Source organism: Kitasatospora nipponensis (genome assembly GCF_039528135.1).
GTDB lineage: Bacteria > Actinomycetota > Actinomycetes > Streptomycetales > Streptomycetaceae > Kitasatospora > Kitasatospora nipponensis.
Genome location: NZ_BAAALF010000009.1, coordinates 1 through 17,386 on the forward strand (window position 1 = coordinate 1; position 17,386 = coordinate 17,386).

24 protein-coding genes are annotated in these 17,386 nt (G+C 72.3%); 11 read left to right on the plus strand and 13 right to left on the minus strand.

The window, feature by feature from the left end; translation table 11 throughout:
* Nucleotides 1–160: 160 nt before the first annotated feature.
* Complete coding sequence (locus ABD323_RS04545; protein ID WP_344439445.1) at nucleotides 161–370, plus strand: acyl-CoA carboxylase subunit epsilon; 210 nt, start codon at nucleotides 161–163, stop codon at nucleotides 368–370.
* Here ABD323_RS04545 and ABD323_RS04550 read toward each other — a convergent pair.
* Nucleotides 337–750, minus strand: coding sequence for a hypothetical protein (locus ABD323_RS04550; protein WP_425555860.1), 414 nt, complete (start codon nucleotides 748–750; stop codon nucleotides 337–339). The genes ABD323_RS04545 and ABD323_RS04550 overlap by 34 nt on opposite strands.
* Here ABD323_RS04550 and ABD323_RS45910 point away from each other — a divergent pair.
* Nucleotides 677–832: a hypothetical protein gene (locus tag ABD323_RS45910; RefSeq protein ID WP_425555865.1), complete on the plus strand. Its 156-nt coding sequence runs from the start codon at nucleotides 677–679 to the stop codon at nucleotides 830–832. The genes ABD323_RS04550 and ABD323_RS45910 overlap by 74 nt on opposite strands.
* Nucleotides 833–1,009: 177 nt before the next feature.
* Here ABD323_RS45910 and ABD323_RS04555 read toward each other — a convergent pair whose 3' ends face one another.
* The 8 genes from ABD323_RS04555 to hemL all read right to left on the minus strand — a co-directional run bounded on the left by ABD323_RS04555 (nucleotide 1,010) and on the right by hemL (nucleotide 8,745).
* Nucleotides 1,010–1,414: a hypothetical protein gene (locus tag ABD323_RS04555; RefSeq protein WP_344439447.1), complete on the minus strand. Its 405-nt coding sequence runs from the start codon at nucleotides 1,412–1,414 to the stop codon at nucleotides 1,010–1,012.
* Between the two features lie 153 nt (nucleotides 1,415–1,567).
* Nucleotides 1,568–2,164 (minus strand): hypothetical protein, encoded by a 597-nt coding sequence (locus tag ABD323_RS04560; RefSeq protein WP_344439448.1) that lies wholly within the window; start codon nucleotides 2,162–2,164, stop codon nucleotides 1,568–1,570.
* An 86-nt stretch (nucleotides 2,165–2,250) separates the two neighbouring features.
* Complete coding sequence (gene ccsB / locus ABD323_RS04565) at nucleotides 2,251–3,411, minus strand: c-type cytochrome biogenesis protein CcsB (protein ID WP_344439450.1); 1,161 nt, start codon at nucleotides 3,409–3,411, stop codon at nucleotides 2,251–2,253.
* Nucleotides 3,412–3,414: 3 nt separating this feature from the next.
* Nucleotides 3,415–5,172 (minus strand): cytochrome c biogenesis protein ResB, encoded by a 1,758-nt coding sequence (resB, locus tag ABD323_RS04570; protein WP_344439452.1) that lies wholly within the window; start codon nucleotides 5,170–5,172, stop codon nucleotides 3,415–3,417.
* A gap of 2 nt (nucleotides 5,173–5,174) precedes the next feature.
* Nucleotides 5,175–5,906, minus strand: coding sequence for a cytochrome c biogenesis CcdA family protein (locus ABD323_RS04575; RefSeq protein ID WP_344439634.1), 732 nt, complete (start codon nucleotides 5,904–5,906; stop codon nucleotides 5,175–5,177).
* A 44-nt stretch (nucleotides 5,907–5,950) separates the two neighbouring features.
* Nucleotides 5,951–6,550, minus strand: a complete 600-nt coding sequence (locus ABD323_RS04580) for a TlpA family protein disulfide reductase (RefSeq protein ID WP_344439454.1) — start codon at nucleotides 6,548–6,550, stop codon at nucleotides 5,951–5,953.
* A gap of 175 nt (nucleotides 6,551–6,725) precedes the next feature.
* A complete protein-coding gene (locus ABD323_RS04585; protein ID WP_344439456.1) occupies nucleotides 6,726–7,403 on the minus strand; it encodes a histidine phosphatase family protein in 678 nt (225 codons plus the stop codon).
* A gap of 13 nt (nucleotides 7,404–7,416) precedes the next feature.
* Nucleotides 7,417–8,745: a glutamate-1-semialdehyde 2,1-aminomutase gene (gene hemL, locus ABD323_RS04590; RefSeq protein WP_344439458.1), complete on the minus strand. Its 1,329-nt coding sequence runs from the start codon at nucleotides 8,743–8,745 to the stop codon at nucleotides 7,417–7,419.
* A gap of 290 nt (nucleotides 8,746–9,035) precedes the next feature.
* Between hemL and ABD323_RS04595 the strand changes: the two genes are divergently transcribed.
* From ABD323_RS04595 to ABD323_RS04605, 3 genes are all read left to right on the plus strand, one after another.
* Nucleotides 9,036–9,623, plus strand: a complete 588-nt coding sequence (locus ABD323_RS04595; RefSeq protein WP_425555859.1) for a hypothetical protein — start codon at nucleotides 9,036–9,038, stop codon at nucleotides 9,621–9,623.
* Between the two features lie 76 nt (nucleotides 9,624–9,699).
* Nucleotides 9,700–10,512 carry a DUF4262 domain-containing protein gene (locus tag ABD323_RS04600; protein ID WP_344439462.1) on the plus strand — a complete coding sequence of 271 codons (813 nt, stop codon included), beginning with the start codon at nucleotides 9,700–9,702 and terminating at the stop codon, nucleotides 10,510–10,512.
* Nucleotides 10,513–10,635: 123 nt separating this feature from the next.
* Nucleotides 10,636–10,821, plus strand: a complete 186-nt coding sequence (locus tag ABD323_RS04605; protein WP_344439644.1) for a hypothetical protein — start codon at nucleotides 10,636–10,638, stop codon at nucleotides 10,819–10,821.
* On the opposite strand, the gene ABD323_RS04610 is transcribed toward ABD323_RS04605, so the two are convergent.
* The 3 genes from ABD323_RS04610 to ABD323_RS04620 all read right to left on the minus strand — a co-directional run bounded on the left by ABD323_RS04610 (nucleotide 10,792) and on the right by ABD323_RS04620 (nucleotide 13,390).
* Nucleotides 10,792–11,256, minus strand: a complete 465-nt coding sequence (locus ABD323_RS04610; protein WP_344439464.1) for a DUF2867 domain-containing protein — start codon at nucleotides 11,254–11,256, stop codon at nucleotides 10,792–10,794. The two genes, ABD323_RS04605 and ABD323_RS04610, sit on opposite strands and share 30 nt — an antisense overlap.
* Before the next feature lie 59 nt (nucleotides 11,257–11,315).
* Nucleotides 11,316–12,956: an RICIN domain-containing protein gene (locus tag ABD323_RS04615; RefSeq protein WP_344439466.1), complete on the minus strand. Its 1,641-nt coding sequence runs from the start codon at nucleotides 12,954–12,956 to the stop codon at nucleotides 11,316–11,318.
* A 194-nt stretch (nucleotides 12,957–13,150) separates the two neighbouring features.
* Nucleotides 13,151–13,390 (minus strand): chaplin, encoded by a 240-nt coding sequence (locus ABD323_RS04620; protein ID WP_344439468.1) that lies wholly within the window; start codon nucleotides 13,388–13,390, stop codon nucleotides 13,151–13,153.
* Between the two features lie 354 nt (nucleotides 13,391–13,744).
* Between ABD323_RS04620 and ABD323_RS04625 the strand changes: the two genes are divergently transcribed.
* From ABD323_RS04625 to ABD323_RS04635, 3 genes are all read left to right on the plus strand, one after another.
* On the plus strand, nucleotides 13,745–13,987 hold the full coding sequence (locus ABD323_RS04625; RefSeq protein ID WP_344439470.1) for a chaplin: 243 nt from the start codon (nucleotides 13,745–13,747) through the stop codon (nucleotides 13,985–13,987).
* Between the two features lie 123 nt (nucleotides 13,988–14,110).
* Nucleotides 14,111–14,380: a chaplin gene (locus ABD323_RS04630; protein WP_344439472.1), complete on the plus strand. Its 270-nt coding sequence runs from the start codon at nucleotides 14,111–14,113 to the stop codon at nucleotides 14,378–14,380.
* Between the two features lie 102 nt (nucleotides 14,381–14,482).
* A complete protein-coding gene (locus ABD323_RS04635; protein ID WP_344439474.1) occupies nucleotides 14,483–14,851 on the plus strand; it encodes a hypothetical protein in 369 nt (122 codons plus the stop codon).
* Between the two features lie 90 nt (nucleotides 14,852–14,941).
* On the opposite strand, the gene ABD323_RS04640 is transcribed toward ABD323_RS04635, so the two are convergent.
* The gene (locus ABD323_RS04640; protein ID WP_344439478.1) at nucleotides 14,942–15,598 is read right to left on the minus strand and encodes a hypothetical protein; all 657 of its coding nucleotides are present in this window, start codon (nucleotides 15,596–15,598) and stop codon (nucleotides 14,942–14,944) included.
* A 451-nt stretch (nucleotides 15,599–16,049) separates the two neighbouring features.
* On the opposite strand from ABD323_RS04640, the gene ABD323_RS04645 reads away from it, so the two are divergent.
* The 3 genes from ABD323_RS04645 to ABD323_RS04655 all read left to right on the plus strand — a co-directional run bounded on the left by ABD323_RS04645 (nucleotide 16,050) and on the right by ABD323_RS04655 (nucleotide 17,343).
* A complete protein-coding gene (locus ABD323_RS04645; RefSeq protein ID WP_344439481.1) occupies nucleotides 16,050–16,388 on the plus strand; it encodes a rodlet layer protein in 339 nt (112 codons plus the stop codon).
* A gap of 97 nt (nucleotides 16,389–16,485) precedes the next feature.
* Nucleotides 16,486–16,824 (plus strand): rodlet layer protein, encoded by a 339-nt coding sequence (locus ABD323_RS04650; protein ID WP_344439484.1) that lies wholly within the window; start codon nucleotides 16,486–16,488, stop codon nucleotides 16,822–16,824.
* Nucleotides 16,825–17,076: 252 nt separating this feature from the next.
* Nucleotides 17,077–17,343: a hypothetical protein gene (locus ABD323_RS04655; RefSeq protein WP_344439486.1), complete on the plus strand. Its 267-nt coding sequence runs from the start codon at nucleotides 17,077–17,079 to the stop codon at nucleotides 17,341–17,343.
* Nucleotides 17,344–17,386 lie beyond the last annotated feature (43 nt).

Below are 17,386 nucleotides of genomic sequence, written 5' to 3' on the forward strand. Positions count from 1 at the left end.
CATGCTCCGCACCAAGCACGCCGACCTGCCCTCCCGCAAGCACGGCAACCCGCCGATGTAGCAAGGCCGCTGACCCGTCAGTTCGCTGCCACGCGGGCCGGGCGGTGCCACTCGGCCCGCCCACCACTGAGACTTCGCACCCGGGGGAGAAACCCACACCATGAGCGCATCCGCCCAACCACTGGTCCGCATCGTCCGCGGCTCGCTGAGCGACGAGGAACTGGCCGCCCTGACCGCCGTCCTGATGGCGCGCGCGGCGGCCGGCCGGCAGGCCGCCGCCCTCGCGCCGGTCGAGCCGATCGCCCGCTGGCAGCGTCTGGAGCGCCGCCCGGCGTACTACTCCCCCGTCAGCTGGCAGCAGGCGGCGTAACACCGGCCACCGGGCCGGGCAGCGACTTCTCGAACCAGTGGTCGGCGTAGCGGCTGTCGTTGTAGCGCGGGATCTCGCGGTAACCGTGCCGGGCGTACAGCGCCCGGGCCTCCACCAGGTCGCCGCGGGTGTCCAGGCGCAGCACGGTCAGCCCCAGGCCGCCGGCGGGCGCCTCCACCGCGGCCAGCAGACCGGCGGCCCCGCCCCACCCCCCCCCCCCCCACCCCCCCCCCCCCCCCCCCCCCGGCCCCCCCCCCCCGGGCGCCGCCGCCCTGGCCGCGGGCGGCGGGGCGCAGGTAGACCTTGGTGACCTCACCGACGCCCGGCGCCAGCGTGCGCAGCCCGATGCAGCCGACCGCCGCGCCCTCGCGGCGGGCCACCAGGAAGGCCGCCAGACCACCGGCCGGCTCCTCCGCCAGCGCCCCGTCCACCTCGGACTCCAGCGCCGGGCGGCCCTGGTAGCGGGCCACCAGCTCGGTCATGTAGTCGCGCAGCAGGACGAGGGCGTCCGGGTGCTCGACGGCGGTGGGTTCGACGGTCCAGGTGGTGACGTTCATGGAGCCATGCTCGCCGCCGGACGGCGGCGGGTCATCTCCTTTACGCCGCCCACGCCGCCCCGGTGCCCCAGTGCCCCTGCACCTACGCCGCGACCAGCGCGCTGGGCCGGCCGGCGTGCATCAGGCTGAGGTTCGCGGCCAGCTGCCCCGGGTCCTGGTCCAGCCAGAGCCGCAGCGCCGCGCCGAGCATCGCACTGCCGCTGCCGAGCCGCACGCCGGTGGCCAGCGCCACCTGGGCGGCGGCGGGCACCAGCAGGTCGGCCAGCGGGGCGGGCAGCCAGACGGTCAGCGCGCACGGCGCGGGCACGGCCAGCGCGGCGAGCAGCCGGTGGACGCGGGCCGGGCCGTAGAGGGTGGGCAGGACGTCGATCAGGCCGTCGGCCACCACCTCGGAGAGGTCACTGCGGTGCCCCTGCGCGAGGTGCCGGAGCAGGGACCGCTCCGCCACCGTGATCCTGACGGTCAGCATGATCTCGTCGCTGTCCACGGCGCGGCCTCCTCGCAGCTCCCGTTCCGGCATCGGTACCGGTACGCACTACCATTTCACAGTCCATCACTCGCCCCGACACCCTGCCCACTGCCCGCCGTCCGACACCGGATCGGCCGACCGACTTGCCCCGGGCAGCCCGCTGACGACCGCTCAGCCGGCGGGCGCGTGCACCCGGTCGGCCATCGTGGCGACCATCAGCGGGAACTGCCGCAGCTCGATCAGCGGCGAGGCGGGGACGTCCGCCCGCAGCACCCCGGCCTCGAAGAACGCGCCGGGGCAGTCCAGGCAGACCCGGGCGAACTCCCAGACCTGCAACCGCCGGGTGTAGATGTCCCGGCTGAGCCGGTGGTGGTGCTGCGCCACCACCGCCGCGGGGGCCGCGGTGCTCTTGTCCCGCCCGATCCCGGCCGCCACCAGCAGCAGGATCACCGGGAGCACGAACCGGCCCAGCTCGTAGCCCCGCTGGTAGCTGGCCGGGAAGCCCTCGGCGTTCGCCCCGCTGTTGGCCAGGGTGTTGAACACGGCGAGCACGCCCAGACCCAGCCCGATCCAGAAGCAGACCTTGGCACCGGTGCGCCACTCCCCCCGCACGGCGGGCCCGTCCCCGGGCGGCGGCGGGGCCGTCGGCGGGGCCAGCAGGGCCGGGGAGAAGGTGGCCGGCACCGGCACGGTCCGCTCGTGCACCTGACGGGCGGTCGAGACGTTGCCGCCCCCGCAGTGCGGGCAGCTGGGCTGGGCTGCTGACATCGCAGTCGACTTCCTGTTCGGGTGATGGTCGAGCGCAGTAGATCATGCTCGGCCGTCACCCGGACGGGGTATCGCCCAGGCCGTGCTCAGCCCACGCCGGCGTACGAGTGCTTGCCGGTCACGAAGATGTTGACGCCGTAGTAGTTGAAGACGAAGCAGGCGAAGGCGAGCAGCGCGAGGTACGCCGCCTTGCGGCCCTTCCAGCCGGCGGTGGCCCGGGCGTGCAGGTAGCAGGCGTAGGCGACCCAGGTGATGAACGACCAGGTCTCCTTGGGGTCCCACTCCCAGTACTTGCCCCAGGCCGCCTCCGCCCAGATCGCGCCGGCGATGATGGTGAAGGTCCACAGCGGGAAGACCATCGCGTTGATCCGGTAGGAGACCTTGTCCAGGGTCGAGGCGGCGGGCAGTCGCTCCCAGACCGAGGCGGGGGTCCCCAGCGGGCCGGTGGTCAGGCCGGCCGCCCGGCGCTTGTCGTACATGTCCTTGCCCACGTAGAGCGCGGTGGCCACGAACGCCGCGTGGAAGGCGCCGCCGCAGATGATCGCGGTGGTCACGTGGATGCCCAGCCAGTACGAGTGCAGGGCGGGCACCAGCTGCTCGGAGTCGGTGTAGAGCACGCTGGTGGCCAGACCCAGGGTCAGCACCGCGGTCAGCACCACCGGCAGGCCCAGCCAGCGCACCGGCTTGCGGGCCGCCAGCAGGATCAGGTACGCCGCCACCGTGGAGAGCGAGAAGGCGCACGAGAACTCGTACATGTTGCCCCACGGCCAGCGCATCACCGACAGGCCGCGGGCCAGCACCCCGCCCGCGTTGAGCAGCACGCCGAGCACGGTGAGCGAGATGGCGATCCGCCCCGCCAGGTCGCCGCGCTCGCTGCTGCCGGCCGCGCCGGGGCCGTCGAGTGCCTCGTCGTCGCCGTCGCCGCGCCCGCTGGTGACCACGATCGCGCCCTCGCCGGCCAGCGCGGTGCGGGTCAGCGTGGTGGTGCCGCCGTTCGCGGCGGCGACCGTCACGGTCACCTTCTTCGCCGCCCGGGCGGCCCTGGCCTGCTCGGGGGCCCTCGCCGAGGCGACGGTCTCGGCGAGCGAGGACTGCGCGGTCGAGCGGCGGGCGACCGCGCCCTTGCTGCCGAAGGTCCACTCGACCATGTGGGCGAACATCGCCAGCAGGTACACGGCCATGGTCGACCAGATGAGCTTGTTGGAGAGATCAGCCAGATGGGGATTGACCCCGGAGGCGAGATGCACCGTCTACTCCTTGGTTTCCGGCTCGGAGGCGAGGCCGGCGGGGGCTGCTGCGGGGGCGGGCGGCCCGCCGTCGGTGGGGTCGGGTTCGGGGTCCTCGTCGGCCGGGTCGGGCTCGTCGAGGGCCGGCGCGTCGTCCTGCAGGTCGACCGCCAGCTCGGCGAGCTCCTCGGCGATCCTGGCCGACTCGCTGCGGGCCAGGCCCGCCAGCTCGACCAGCGTCCGGCCGTCGGGGGTGGTCACCGCACGGACCCAGATCCGGCGGCGCTGCACCATCAGCGAGCCGATCAGGCCCAGGATCGCGAGCACCGCGCCGCTGAGCGCGATCGCGTTGCCGGGGCGGTGCGAGACGCTGAACGTCGCCCACTGCTGGTAGCCCTCGAAGGTGATCGAGCCGTAGTCGTCCGGCAGTGCCCAGGCCTCGCCCGGCAGCATCTTGGCCTTGGCGATCCGGCCGTCCTGCTGCAACTGCGTCAGGTGGGTGAGGTCGAGCTGGTAGACGTTCTGCGGAAGGCCCGAGTCGATGCCCAGGTCGCCCGCGTAGGCGGTCAGCACCAGGGTCGGCGCGGCGGCCCCGGGGAAGAGCGAGCGCGGACCGGTGTTCGCGTCGAAGTTGGCCGGCGCGGTCGGCAGGAAGAAGCCCTGGAAGCCGAGCTGGACCTTCTTGCCGTCCTTCTGGCCGTAGTCGCCGACCTTGACCACACCGGTCGAGGTGAGGTTGCTGTCCTGCGGCAGGAACGGCACCGCGTCGTGGTACACCACCTTGCCGCTCGCGTCCCTGACCGTGATCACCGGGGCGTAGCCGTGGCCGATCAGGAAGACCTTGCTGTCGCCGATCTCCAGCGGGTGGTTGACCTGGATCTCGCCGGCGGTCAGCCTGCTGCTGTCGGAGCCCTGCCAGTAGCGCACGTGCGCGGTGAACTCGCGGGCCTCGCCGATCTGGTCACCGGTGGTCTGGTAGCGGGCGGTGAAGCCGTCCAGCTTGAAGCCGAAGGGGTCCAGGTCGTCGGGACCGTAGAACCGCGAGCCGGTGAAGTCGTCCAGCTGGGTCATGGTGTTGGCGAAGCCGCCGCCCTCGACCACCAGCTTGCCGCCCTGCCCGCTGGCCAGGCTGGCCCAGGCGAAGCCGGCCAGCAGCGCGAAGAGCGAGAGGTGGAAGAGCAGGTTGCCGACCTCGCGCAGGTAGCCCTTCTCGGCGGCGACCGCGCCGCCCGACAGGTTCGCGCGGAAGCGGCGCCGGCGCAGCTGCTGCTGCGCGGCGGCCAGCGCCGCCTTCGGCGGGGCGTCGGTGTGCCAGGCCGCGTAGACCGGCATCCGGGTCAGGTTGGCGGGCGCGATGGGCGGCTGCGCCCGGATCACGCCGACGAACTGCCAGGTGCGCGGGATGATGCAGCCGGCCAGCGAGAGGAAGAGCAGGATGTAGATCGCCGAGAACCAGACCGACTTGTAGACGTCGAAGAGCTGGAGCTTCTCGTACAGCGGGGCGATGCCGCGGTGGGCGTTCTTCCAGGTCTGCACCTTGAAGGCGTTCTGGCTGTTCTGCGGGATCAGCGAGCCGGGGATCGCGGCCAGCGAGAGCAGGAAGAGCAGGATCAGCGCCACCCGCATCGAGGTGAGCTGGCGCCAGGTCCAGCGCAGCCAGCCGAGCACGCCTATCCCGGTCTGGTCCGGTGACTCGACCGGGGCGCTGCTGAGCCGCTGCGCGGACACCTCGTCGGCGGCGGGCGCCGGCGTCGCGTCGTCCTTGAGCTCCGTGTCACTCACGGTCAGAATCCGATCTCGCCGCTGGGGGCGATGGTCTGGAGCTGGTAGACCAGGTAGTCCCAGCCGCCGGTGATCAGCAGCACCCCGACGGCGACCAGCATGCCGCCGCCGATCCGCATCACCCACTGGTAGTGCCGCTTGACCCAGCCGAAGGCGCCGATCGCCCGGCGGAAGGCCAGCGCCGCCAGCACGAACGGTACGCCCAGGCCGAGGCAGTAGACCGCCATCAGGAAGGCGCCGCGCCCGGCGCTGGCCTGGGTGAACGACAGGGCGTTGAGCGCGCCCATGGTCGGACCCACGCACGGCGCCCAGCCGACACCGAAGACCACGCCGAGCAGCGGGGCGCCGAGCAGCCCCACCACCGGCCGGCGGTGCGAGCGCAGCTCGCGGTTGGCGAAGCCGGGCAGCAGGCCCATGAAGGCCAGGCCCAGCAGGACGGTCAGGGCCCCCATCACCTGGTCGATGCCCTCCTTGTGGTCCTTGAGGGTCTGTCCGAAGAAGCCGAACATCGCCCCCGCGGAGACGAAGACCACCGAGAAGCCGAGGATGAAGAGCAGCGAGCCGAGCAGCATCCGCCCGCGCCGGCGCCCCTGCGCGTCGGCCAGGTCGGCGGCCGAGAAGCCGGTGACGTAGGAGAGGTAGCCGGGGACCAGCGGCAGCACGCAGGGCGAGAAGAACGACACCAGGCCGGCCGCGACGGCGACCGGCACGGCCAGCAGCAGCGGGCCGCTCATCACGGTCTGGTTGTTGCCCTGGACGTCGGCCAGCAGCGGAGGGCTCACGAGGCCGGCTCCGCCAGCACCGGGGCGATCAGCGCGTCGACGTCCTCGCTGGTCAGCGGCTTCATCGCGCGGGCGGCGAGCCGGCCCCGGCGGTCGATCACCAGGGTGGTGGGGATCGTCTGCGGGTTGAGGCTGCCCTTGGGGAACTTCAGGATCTGGGTGCCGTCCGGGTCGAAGATGCTCGGGTAGCCGATGCTGTTGACCTGCTCGAAGCGCTGGGCGTTGGTCACGCTCAGGTCCCGGGTGTTGATGCCGAGGAACTGGACGCCCTGGTCCTTGTACTTGTCGTAGGCCTGCTCGAGGTTCTTCGCCTCGTCGCGGCACGGCGAGCACCAGGAGCCCCAGACGTTGATCACGACGATCTTGCCCGGGTAGTCGGCGAGCGCGGTGGGCTTGCCCGCCAGGTCGTTGCCGCCGATCGCGGGGGCCGCCTTGCGCTGGGCCACCGGGACGGTGTCCAGGCCGCCGGTGCCCGCGACGAAGCCGGCCTGCGCGTCACCGCTGCCCGATCCCGTGGAGGAACAGCCGGTGAGGGTGAGCGCGGCGGCCGCGGCGCAGAGGACAGCGGCCAGGCGAAGACGGGGCTTACCAGACATGTGAAAAGTTTCGCATGGGAGTCTGAGTGCCTTCAGGGGGGTCCGCACTTGCGGGGCGGACCCCCTCTGAACTGCGGGTGTAAAGATCCCTTAAGTCCCATCTGGGCGGTTGGCCCGCGAACCGCCCGAGTGGGCGGAACGCGCGGGCCGCCGGGGCCCGCGCGGGCCCGCGCCCTCAGGCGCCGAAGCTCTTGCCGACCGGCTTGTCGCCCTTCTTCCCCTTGCCCACCAGGTGGGCCGGCAGCAGGTCGCGGGCCGGCTCGCGGTAGCCGATCGAGACCAGCCTGTCCCCCTCGTAGGTGAAGCTGGTCAGCGAGGCCAGCGAGCACTGCCGCTTGCGCGGGTCGTGCCAGAGCCGGCGCTTCTCGGCGAACGAGCGGGCCGTCCAGATCGGCAGCTGGTGGCTGACCGCCACCGCCTCGTGGCCGCGCGCCGCGTCCCGGGCCGCGGCCAGCGCGCCCATCATCCGGACCGCCTGCTCGACGTACGGCTCGCCCCAGGAGGGGCGGAACGGGTTGGTCAGGTACTTCCAGTAGCCCGGGTTGCGCAGCGAGCCGTCGCCCACCCCGAAGGTCTTGCCCTCGAAGACGTTCTCGGCCTCGATCAGCCCCGGGTCCACCGCGACCTCCAGGCCGTGCAGCTTGCCGATCGGCGCGGCGGTCTCCTGGGCCCGCTCCAGCGGGGACGCCACCACGTGGCGGATGTCACGGTCCGCCAGGTGCTCGGCGACCCGGTCGGCCATCTGCCGGCCCAGCTCGGAGAGGTGGTAGCCGGGCAGCCGCCCGTAGAGCACGCCCTCCGGGTTGTGCACCTCGCCGTGCCGCATGAGGTGCACCACAGTGATCTCGCTCATCGGTGACGTGTCCTCAGTTCTCGGTCGGCCGGGCCTGGGCGGCGGCCCGGGCGGCGGCGGGCAGGGCGGCGGCGATCTTCTCGACGGCCCGCTCGTCGTGGGCCGCCGAGACGAACCAGGACTCGAAGGCCGAGGGCGGCAGGTAGACGCCGTCGGCGAGCATGCTGTGGAAGAAGTCGGTGAAGCGGAAGGCCTCCTGGCGCTTGGCCGAGGCGTAGTCGGTGACCGGCTCGTCGGTGAAGAAGACCGAGAACATGTTGCCGGCCCGCTGCAGCCGGTGCGCCACGCCCTCCTTGGCCAGCGCCTCGGTGACCAGGCCGGAGACCGTCCCGGCGACGCGGTCCACGGTCGCGTACACCTCGTCGGTGCAGCCGCGCAGCTGGGCCAGGCCCGCCGCGGTGGCGATCGGGTTCCCGGACAGGGTGCCGGCCTGGTAGACCGGGCCGGCCGGGGCCAGCTGGGCCATCACGTCGGCGCGACCGCCGAAGGCCGCGGCGGGGAAGCCGCCGCCCATCACCTTGCCGAAGGTCAGCAGGTCCGGGGCCCAGCCCTCGTGAGCGGCCTCCAGCCCGTACCAACCGGACCGCGAGACGCGGAAGCCGGTCATCACCTCGTCGGAGACGAAGAGCGCGCCGTTCTCCCGGCAGAGCCGCGCGAGGCCGCCGTTGAAGCCCGCGGCGGGCGGGACCACGCCCATGTTGCCCGGGGAGGCCTCGGTGATCACCGCGGCGATCTCGCCCGGGTGCGCCCGGAACGCCTGCTCGACGGCGGCCAGGTCGTTGTAGGGCAGCACGATGGTGTCGCCGGCCTGAGCGCCCGTCACGCCCGGGGTGTCCGGCAGCGCGAAGGTGGCCAGGCCCGAGCCGGCCGCCGCGAGCAGCGAGTCCACGTGCCCGTGGTAGCAGCCGGCGAACTTGACGATCTTCGCCCGGCCGGTGAAGCCGCGGGCCAGCCGGATCGCCGACATGGTGGCCTCGGTGCCCGACGAGACCAGCCGGACCTGCTCGACCGGGTGGACCCGGGCGACGATCTCCTCGGCCAGCTCGACCTCGCCCTGGCCGGGGGTGCCGAAGGAGGTGCCGCGGACCACCGCGCGCTGGACGGCGTCCAGCACGTCCGGGTGCGCGTGGCCCAGGATCATCGGACCCCAGGAGCAGACCAGGTCGACGTACGTGCGACCGTCGGCGTCGGTCAGGTAGGGGCCGGTGCCGGAGACCATGAAGCGGGGAGTGCCGCCCACGGCGCGGAACGCGCGCACCGGGGAGTTCACCCCGCCGGGGGTGACGACCGAGGCGCGGTCGAAGAGCGACTGGGACTGGGGTGCTTCATACGGGTAGCTCACGAGAACCCATCCTCTCAAACGGCTCCGGTCTCAAATCGTGTCCTTTACCTCTGCATGTCTGAGCCGATCATCTGGAACGATGATCCGTGTGCGGCTTCGCGCCGGTTATCCCGCACACTGGGGAGTGCGTCACACGTGCTCGGGTGTGGCGTGCGGTGAGGTGACCTGGCGCGCCGTGACGCCCTGGGGCGTTCCACGGCTGCACAACGGGTGACAAAACGGGAAAAGAGGACATCCGGCGGGACACCGGAGGTCCGGGGGTCTGTCGATTCCGGCGAATACCGGTGAGGATGGTCCGAGTGTCCGAGGAGCAGGACGGCTTCGAGGAGGCCGCGGGGGCCGGCTACAAGGCTGCCCGCGCGGGAAGGGGAGGGCGGGGTGAAGGACGCGTGGGGGTGACCTACAAGTACTTCGGCGCACCCGACCGTGCCACCGCCGCCAGAGTCCCCACCGCGCTCGGCCCGGGGGGCCTGGGTCTGGACGCCGGTGAGCTCGGCTCGCTCGGCCGCCTCGGCGACCTGATGGAGACCAGCGGCTCCCCCAACGGACACCTCTCGACGAAGATCAAACCGGAGACCATGAGCGCCATGGTCCTCACCGGCATCCAGGGCGTCCCGCTCCACCAGGTCCCGCCGCTGGAACTGGTCGTGCTGCACCCCGACTACGCCGTGGTCCAGCTCCCGCACACCGTGGTCGAACCCCTGCGCAAGGCCGACGAGACCGAACTGGGCGCCGCCGCCTTCATCTGGTCCACCGTCCCCGACCGCCGCGGCCCGCGCGACGCCTTCGTGATCTACAGCATGCTCCACGAGTGGCAGGACTTCGCCAACCGCCTGCACGACGCGGGACACCAGCTGTACTGCCTGGTCTGGCCCTGAGCCGGGATTTCGTCGACCTCCGAGGGCCGGTGCCCCGGCAGCCCGCCCCTTGATCGGTCGCCGTACTCTCAGCCGCATGGATCTCCCCGACTGCGGCTGCCTGCTCTGCGACCCGCCCACCGACCCGGCTGCCTGGGACGCACGCGACCACCGGATCGCGGAGAACATCCGGGAGTACGACTGGCACGTCAACGGGGTGGCCGGCGGCGACCTGCCCGGCGACTGGTCGTACTCCATCGGGCTCTGGCACACCCTGCGCAGCCCCGAGGTGAGCTTCTTCGGCATCCCCGCGCAGACCGGCATGCGGATCGTCAACGTCCTCGCCGACCGGATCCGCGAAGGCCGTCCCCTCGAACCGGACCAGCGCCGCGACGACGTGCTGGGCGGCGGCTTCGCGGTCGCGATCCGGCCGGTCCATCCCAGCTGGTACCACGACTTCTTCGGCGCGGGCGTCGACTTCTACCAGCGTCCGCCGCTGCCGATCACGCAGATGTTCTGGCCGGACCAGCAGGGTCGCTTCCCCTGGGACGACGGCGTCGAGGAGTCCTGCCGCGCGGCGCAGCCGCTGCTGTGGATCGCCCGCGAGGAGTCCTCGGGCCCGTGGGTGGACGAGGACCCGAGCCACGGCTGGCCCTTCCCCACCAGCCTGCCCTTCCACGAGGTGCTGGCCTCCCCCGAGGTCGTCAGCGGGGACGCCCGGGTCGCGCGCGCCACCCGGAGCCACAGCGGCCAGTGGCACTTCCACGCCGAAGGCCACACCGCCGACCGACTGGAACGGACCACGCTCGGCCACATCCTGGCCCACCATCCGGACACCAGGGCCATCGCCTGGCTCACGGCGGGTGGCCAGGCGGTGCGCGATCCCGACGGGAGCTGGCCGGAGCGGTAGGAGAGCGGACGGCGATCGGCAGCGGCTGCCTCCTGGGCACCGGGTTGTCCACCGATCGGTGGACCCGAGGTTCAACCGGCCGGGCGTGTCGGGCGCTGCCCCGGGGCGACCAGGATCTCGGGTATGAGTCAACTCCCCGTACGGATAGCCCGATGGAGCGCCCGGCACGCGTGGCAGGCGATCGCCGGCTGGTTCGTCTTCGTCGTCCTCTGCCTCGGCGCCGGCCTCGCGGTCGGCTCCCACCAGGCCACCACCGAGGACTACCGGGTCGGGGGCGGGTCAGCCGGTGACGGCGCGCCGCAGCAGTGAGCGCACGATCCGGCGGTGGAAGGGGCGCACCGGGCGGAAGTAGGCGCGGCCCAGTGCGTTGTTCCAGTGCACCACGGTGGTGATGGTGAGCTCGCCGCCGCCGGTGTGCACCGAGACCCGGAAGTCCAGGTGGCGGTCGTCCTTGCCGTAGACCACCTCCCGCTCGGTGAGCCGCAGTTGGGGGAAGGGGAACGGGCCGGCCGAGCGCCGCTCGGCGCCCCGCAGCCCGAGCGGGGCCACCAGGGTGTCGCGCAGCCGCAGCAGGCGGCCGATCCAGCCGGGCGGCTGCGCAAAGACCCGCCGGGCCCACTCCTGCGGGTCGGTGGCGGCACCCGGCGGGAGGGCGGCGGCGAAGGCGTCGCGGTAGTCGACCCGCGGGAATCCCGCGGCGATCTGGGAGTCGGCCGGTATCGGCACAGCGCGCGAAACGTCCATGCCTGCCACGCTACCGACGGCGCGGGAGGTCGGACGGGCCGACCCCCCGCGCCGTGGCGTCAGCCGTGCAGGTAGACGATGCCGAGCTTGGTCAGCTGCCAGAGCTGGGCCGCGGCCCCGGTGTCCGGGGCGAGTTCGACGATCGGGTTGCCCTGGCCGTCGAGGTCCGCGGACACGGTGGCGACCTTGGAGGTGTCCTGGGAGTCGGCGAGCTTGTACCGGCCGCCCGCGGCCGGCTCGACCACCCAGTGCTGGTTCCCGCCGCCGTTGCAGCCCCACTGCTCCAAGCGGGCGCCGGACGTGGTGGAGGCACCGGTGACGTCCAGGCACATGTTCCGGTTGCCGCTGAAGTCCAGCTCGTAGCTGCCGCCGGCCTTGGCCTCCAGCACGAAGGACTGGTTGAGGCCGCCGGTCACCGGATAGGTGATGGCGAGCCGGCCGTTGGTGCCGTCGCCGTAGCTGCCGCCGCCGGCCAGGTCGAGCGCCTTGCCGCCGGCCGCGCTGGTGAGCTGGTACCAGGCGCCGTCCTCGGGCCCGTCACCGAAGGGCTGACCCGGCGTCAGCGGGACGATCGAGGTGCCGTCGGCCTGGTTGAGCGTGCAGTAGGCCTCCTGCTGGGTGGGCCGGTCGTAGAACTGGGCCAGGCACGCGCCCTCGCCCTGGTAGCCGGCCACCCGCGGGTGGTAGGACTGCCGGATCTCGTTCTCGCAGAGCGAGAGGATGCCGATCGAGTAGTCGCAGCCGTTGCGGGTGTTCTCCGAGAGGTCGATCACGTCGCCGTTGGTGTACTCGTACGGCGAGCTGGTCCACTCGGCGCAGACCTCGTGGCCGTAGCTGACCCGGCGCTGGTCCAGGAAGCGCACGCCGGGGACCGCCTCGGCGGCCGTGCGCAGCGCGTCGTCGAAGGTCGGCACCACCCAGTTGTGGCCCCAGGCCAGGTCCTCGGGGAAGGCCGGGCAGCCCTGCGCGATCTTGTCGACGTAGGAGTTGCTCCGGATGTCCGGGGTGATCGGCGTGTAGTACGACTGGTAGACCAACTGGTAGTCGCCGTCCGCGTAGCCGGCGTTGCGCATGGTCTGGCGGACGTCGGTGATGGCGGCGGTCACCTTGGGGATGACCTTGGCGGCCCGGTCCAGGATGGTGGCGCTGCCGATGGTGTCCCGGCAGCCCTGCGACTTGGGGATCGGGAAGTACTGGCCCAGGCAGCTCTCCATGATCCCGCTGAAGTCGAAGTCGTCGTTGGCGCCGATCGTCACCACGACCATCTTGACGTTGTACTTGGCGGCGGTCTGGGCGAGTTGGACGTCCTGCTTGACCTCGCCGAAGTCCCCGCTGCCGCCACCGGTGATCTTCGCCAGCGTCGGGTCACTGGTCAGGTCGCCGGTCTGCGCGCCGGAGCAGGCGAGGTCGACGGGGGTCAGACCGGCCAGGCCGGTGTCGAAGATGACCGACTGCGGGTGGCGGTGGCAGTAGTTGGACGGTCCGTCGGTGCCGGCGAAGTAGCCGTCGCTGGTGTCGGTACCGGCACCCTCGCCGGAGATCGCGCTGTCGCCGAGCGAGACGATCGCGCCGGGCAGGGCCGCCCGGGCGCCGGCGGCGGCCTGGGCCTGGGGCACGCCGGCGGCCAGCCCGAGGGTGGCGACCAGCCCGGCGACGGCCAGCAGGGCGACGGGGGGACCTGTGATGCGTTTCCTGATCACGCATGACTCCTATGGGGGTGGCGGAGTGGCGCTGTGAGCGGGTTCACATCGTAGGTACTGACAAGTAACACAACAAGGCTCGTGACAGGAAAACTTGAGGCCCCCTCATATTGCTGCCCGCCCCCGGACGCACGGAAGCCGCCGCCCGCGCCTCAGGAGGGGAGACGGCGGACAGCGGCTCAGCGCGGGGTGGATCAGCCCTCGTTGACGCAGGTGTTGCCGAAGGCCGGGTTCAGCAGACCGATCACGTCGACGCTGTTGCCGCAGGCGTTGACCGGGATGTGGATCGGCACCTGGACGTTGTTGCCGGAGGCCACGCCGGGAGAGCCGGCGGCGACGCCCTCGGCACCCGAGCTGGCCAAGGCGGTCCCGGCACCCACGGCCACGATGCCGACGACGGCGGCGCCGACAGCGGCAGCCTTCTTGACGCTCATATCAGTCTCCTTGTTACTGAGCACGATCCGTGCATGATCAGCAACGACCCCTCTGCGCCAAGAGATGCGCCCACCCGGCGGTAATCACCCGTTTGCCGTACGAAGAGCCCGCCCGTCCACGCGCCCGTTCCCCCTTCGGTCCTCTGTCGGACCCGCGGGGAACACCACCCGCGATCGTGCCCGTTTCCGCGCGCGCCTCCGGTCGTTCTCCACTGCGGAAGCCGCTTCACACCGAAACGACATCGTCCGCCGGAGTGATATCCGGCGGCCGACCGGAACCTTTCGGTCACCATTCCTGTTTCGCCCGGTGCCCCGGGAAGAACCGCCCCGGGAAATCAACGGAGGATTACCCCCATGCGCAAGATCTCGAAGACCCTCGTCCTCTCCGCCGCCGCCGTGGGCCTGGCGTTCGCCGGTGCCGGTGCCGCCGCCGCCAGCTCGGGCGCCGAGGGCGTCGCGGCCGGCTCCCCCGGCGTGCTCTCCGGCAACCTGGTCCAGGTTCCGGTGCACGTCCCGGTCAACCTCTGCGGCAACACCGTCAACGTGGTCGGCCTGCTCAACCCGGCGTTCGGCAACACCTGCGTCAACAACGGCTGACCAGCCGAGGCATCCGTCGGGGCCGTTGAGCACGTCTCAGCGGCCCCGACGGTATCCGCCGCGCGCCCGGTCCACCCCGGGCACCCGGCCCGCCACCCCGTGACGATCCCTTAGGAGATCCCCATGCAGAACGCGAAGAAGCTGGCCCTTCTGTCGACCGCGGCCCTCGGCCTGGTGATCGGCGGCGCCGGGGCCGCGAGCGCCAGCTCGGGCGCCGAGGGGGCGGCCACCAACTCCCCCGGCGTCCTGTCGGGCAACGCCGTCCAGGTACCGGTGCACATCCCGGTCAACCTCTGCGGCAACACCGTCGACGTGATCGGCGCCCTGAACCCCGCCTTCGGCAACACCTGCGTCAACAGCGAGCCCGCTCCCCCCCACGACGACGACTGCTGAGCAGCGGACGTCCCGCGTGCGCTGCCCTTCGGACCTCCGCGTCCGGGGGGCAGTCCGCGCTCCGCGGCGGCGACCGCGGCCCCGTCTGCGAAAGGACCCCCGTTGACCCTCAAGACCACGGCCGGCCCCCTGCTGGCCGCGCTGGGCGCGAGCCTGCTGCTGACCCCGGTCGGGGCCGCGCAGGCCGCCGAGCAGCAGCCCGTCACCCAGTTGCAGCCCACCCGGGTCGGCCCGGCGCTGGGCACCCTCACCAGCACCACCGGCTACGCCACCGCTCCGGTCAAGGACCTGCGGCTGGACCCGTTCGCGCAGTCCAACGCCGACCCGCTGAACAACGCGGTCGCCGTCAAGCCCGACAACCCCGGCATGGCGCCGGTGAGCACCACCGCGGTCACCGGCGCGCTGAGCAACGGCGGCGGGCCCAAGGACCTGCCGGCGGCCGGCCTGCTGCTCTCCGCGCTGCCGCACTGAGCGGGGCGCGGTCGCCCACCGTCGGGAGGACCGAGCCGAACGGACCGAAGGCCCGGCGCACCCGCGCCGGGCCTTGCGCACGGGCCGGGCTCACTCCTCCGTGGCGGCCGCGGTCGTGGTCTCCAGCAGGCGCTGGGCCGTCTGGGCCAGCGAGGACTTCTGCTCCGGCCCGCCCAGCGAGGCCTTGGCGCCCGGCACCGCCGAGACCGCCCCCGGGATCAGCCGCGGGTCCAGGTCCCCGGTGGACAGCGTGCCGTCCTTCAACTGGCCGTCGGTGCCCTCGGCGAAACCGAGCGGGTGCCCCAGCCCCACCGCCGGGCCGACCGCCTTCAACGGTGCCTGCGGCGCGTCCAGACCCAGCTCGCCCGGGCGCACGCCGTCCGCCAGGGCCGGCACCGGCAGCGCGGTGTCCAGGCTGGGGCCGACCTTGCTGAAGTTCAGCGGCGCGAGCACCTTGTCCGGGACCATCTGGTGGCGGTCGCGCTCGGCGGGCACCGGGGGCAGCACCGGCGAGGCCGGCACGGACCCGGAGACGTCACCGCCCAGCGGCAGCATCGGCGCCTGCTGGCCGACCGTCTCCAGGGGGATCCGCAGCGGCACGCTCCGGCTGGCCAGGCCGTCCTCGATGGCCGCGATCTGGCCCGGGGTCATCGGCCGCGCGGGGGCGGCGCTCGCCGTGCCCTGGGCCGCCACCGCGGAGGCTCCGACCGCCAGCAGCAGCACACCGGTCCGCTTGGAGAGCTTCATCGTCTTCCTGATCCGATCTCTTGAGCGCCCGGGGCGGAGAGCTTCCACCGCGGGCGTGAGGACATCCGCCCCGGTCCCACCGGCCGTGCCGGCACCGACAACCTGGGTCTATCCGCCTCAACGATCCGACCGCCGCGCAGTGGGCGGAGATTAACCGGAACGGGGGATTAATCGGACCGGCGCGCCCGGCTCCGGGGGTTTCCGCCCACCGGCCGGGATTTTTCCCGGCATGCCTCGCGTAACTTTCCGGGCCGCCGTTCTTTGATATCGATGTCACCGCACGACGCCGGCCGGACCGGACGGTCGATCGCTCCGCCACCGGAGATCTGGCAGAGGCGATCGCATTCCCGGATACGCCGCAAAAGTCGCAGTGACCACAGACCAGCTCAATTCGTTTGACGCATTGCACCCAGACGCAGCAGCAGACGAAGCAATCCTGAGAGGAATCCCCATGATCAAGAAGACCCTGGCCTCCGTGGGCCTGGTGGCCGCCGCGCTGGCCGCCGGCGTGACCCCCGCGATGGCGATCGGCAACGCGGACGGCTCCGCGGCCTCCCTGCAGGGCAACGGCGGCACCAACGCCACCGGCACCTGGGGCGACCACAGCCCGAACTTCCACTTCATGGACAACCCGAACATCTGCCTGCCGGAGATCCACCACGTCCAGGTCGGCCTGATCCCGATCCAGGCGGACATCCCGGTCGGCAACCAGCAGCTGCACCAGACCTGCAACGTGGGCCAGCCCACCCAGTCCAACGGCGACGGTGTCGCCTCGCACCTGATCGGCTGATCCACCCCCGGCTCCCGTCCCCCGCTCCACCACCGCAGCCAGCGGTGCCCCGCACCACCCGCCACTCCCCCGCGCTACCCCGAAAAGAGAGCTCCCCATGCTGAAGAAGGTTTTCGCCGTCGCCGGTCTGGCCACCGCCGCCATCGCGATGTCCGCCGCCCCCTCGCTGGCCATCGGTGACGCGGACGGCTCCGCCGCCTCGGTCCAGGGCAACGGCGGCACCAACGCGACCGGCACCCACGGCGACCACAGCCCCAACTTCCACACCCTGGACAACCCGAACATCTGCCTGCCCGAGGTCCACCACGTCCAGGTCGGCCTCGTCCCGATCCAGGCCGACGTCCCGGTCCTCAACCAGCAGCAGCACCAGATCTGCAACGTGGGCCAGACCACCCAGGCCAACGGTGACGGCGCGCTGTCGCACCTGATCGGCTGATCCAGCCCCACGGCTGATCGACCCCCCGCTCCACGTGACCCTCCAGAGCAGGACCTGACCCTACGGAGCAGTACAGCGGGGCCGGGGAGGACGCCTCCCCGGCCCCGCTCCCGTCCCTGTCGCGCCTGTCGTTCGTCCGAGTGACAGGCCACCGAAGCACCGTGTTCCGAGGCGGTTCCCCCCGCCTGCCGTGATCACGTGGTCAACGGCGTCCCTCCCCCGGACGCCGCATCAGATGAGAGGACCGACCTCATGCAGAGAATGCTGGGCAGGGCCGCGGCCGTCGCCGCCGGCGCGCTGATGATCGCCGGCGTGGCCGCCCCGGCCTACGCCCACGTCTACACCGCCGGTGGCGGCGGCGGCGTGGCCTCGGCCGACCCGGTCTTCACGGCCGGCTGGGGCGCGGGTGTGGCGGGTACCAGCCACATCGCGACCGGGTTCGAGAAGAGCGGCTGGGCGACCTCCACGGCCGCCGGTGGCGAGGGCGGCCACATGATCGACGTCGACGGCATGCACTAGCGGCTGCCGCTCAAGGACAGGGGGGGTGGGGGGGGGGGGCGGG

What these genes read in the sequence shown, in the direction of transcription:
- ABD323_RS04545 (WP_344439445.1), top strand. Translation starts at nt 161, where the DNA reads ATGAGCGCATCCGCCCAACCACTGGTCCGCATCGTCCGCGGCTCGCTG.
- ABD323_RS04605 (WP_344439644.1), top strand. Translation starts at nt 10,636, where the DNA reads ATGAGTCAACTCCCCGTACGGATAGCCCGATGGAGCGCCCGGCACGCG.
- ABD323_RS04625 (WP_344439470.1), top strand. Translation starts at nt 13,745, where the DNA reads ATGCGCAAGATCTCGAAGACCCTCGTCCTCTCCGCCGCCGCCGTGGGC.
- ABD323_RS04585 (WP_344439456.1), bottom strand. Translation starts at nt 7,403, where the DNA reads ATGAGCGAGATCACTGTGGTGCACCTCATGCGGCACGGCGAGGTGCAC.
- ABD323_RS04620 (WP_344439468.1), bottom strand. Translation starts at nt 13,390, where the DNA reads ATGAGCGTCAAGAAGGCTGCCGCTGTCGGCGCCGCCGTCGTCGGCATC.
- ABD323_RS04655 (WP_344439486.1), top strand. Translation starts at nt 17,077, where the DNA reads ATGCAGAGAATGCTGGGCAGGGCCGCGGCCGTCGCCGCCGGCGCGCTG.
- ABD323_RS04580 (WP_344439454.1), bottom strand. Translation starts at nt 6,550, where the DNA reads ATGTCTGGTAAGCCCCGTCTTCGCCTGGCCGCTGTCCTCTGCGCCGCG.
- ABD323_RS04600 (WP_344439462.1), top strand. Translation starts at nt 9,700, where the DNA reads ATGGATCTCCCCGACTGCGGCTGCCTGCTCTGCGACCCGCCCACCGAC.
- ABD323_RS04645 (WP_344439481.1), top strand. Translation starts at nt 16,050, where the DNA reads ATGATCAAGAAGACCCTGGCCTCCGTGGGCCTGGTGGCCGCCGCGCTG.
- ABD323_RS04650 (WP_344439484.1), top strand. Translation starts at nt 16,486, where the DNA reads ATGCTGAAGAAGGTTTTCGCCGTCGCCGGTCTGGCCACCGCCGCCATC.
- ABD323_RS04595 (WP_425555859.1), top strand. Translation starts at nt 9,036, where the DNA reads ATGGTCCGAGTGTCCGAGGAGCAGGACGGCTTCGAGGAGGCCGCGGGG.
- ABD323_RS04560 (WP_344439448.1), bottom strand. Translation starts at nt 2,164, where the DNA reads ATGTCAGCAGCCCAGCCCAGCTGCCCGCACTGCGGGGGCGGCAACGTC.
- ABD323_RS04640 (WP_344439478.1), bottom strand. Translation starts at nt 15,598, where the DNA reads ATGAAGCTCTCCAAGCGGACCGGTGTGCTGCTGCTGGCGGTCGGAGCC.
- ABD323_RS04630 (WP_344439472.1), top strand. Translation starts at nt 14,111, where the DNA reads ATGCAGAACGCGAAGAAGCTGGCCCTTCTGTCGACCGCGGCCCTCGGC.
- ABD323_RS04575 (WP_344439634.1), bottom strand. Translation starts at nt 5,906, where the DNA reads ATGAGCGGCCCGCTGCTGCTGGCCGTGCCGGTCGCCGTCGCGGCCGGC.
- ABD323_RS04610 (WP_344439464.1), bottom strand. Translation starts at nt 11,256, where the DNA reads ATGGACGTTTCGCGCGCTGTGCCGATACCGGCCGACTCCCAGATCGCC.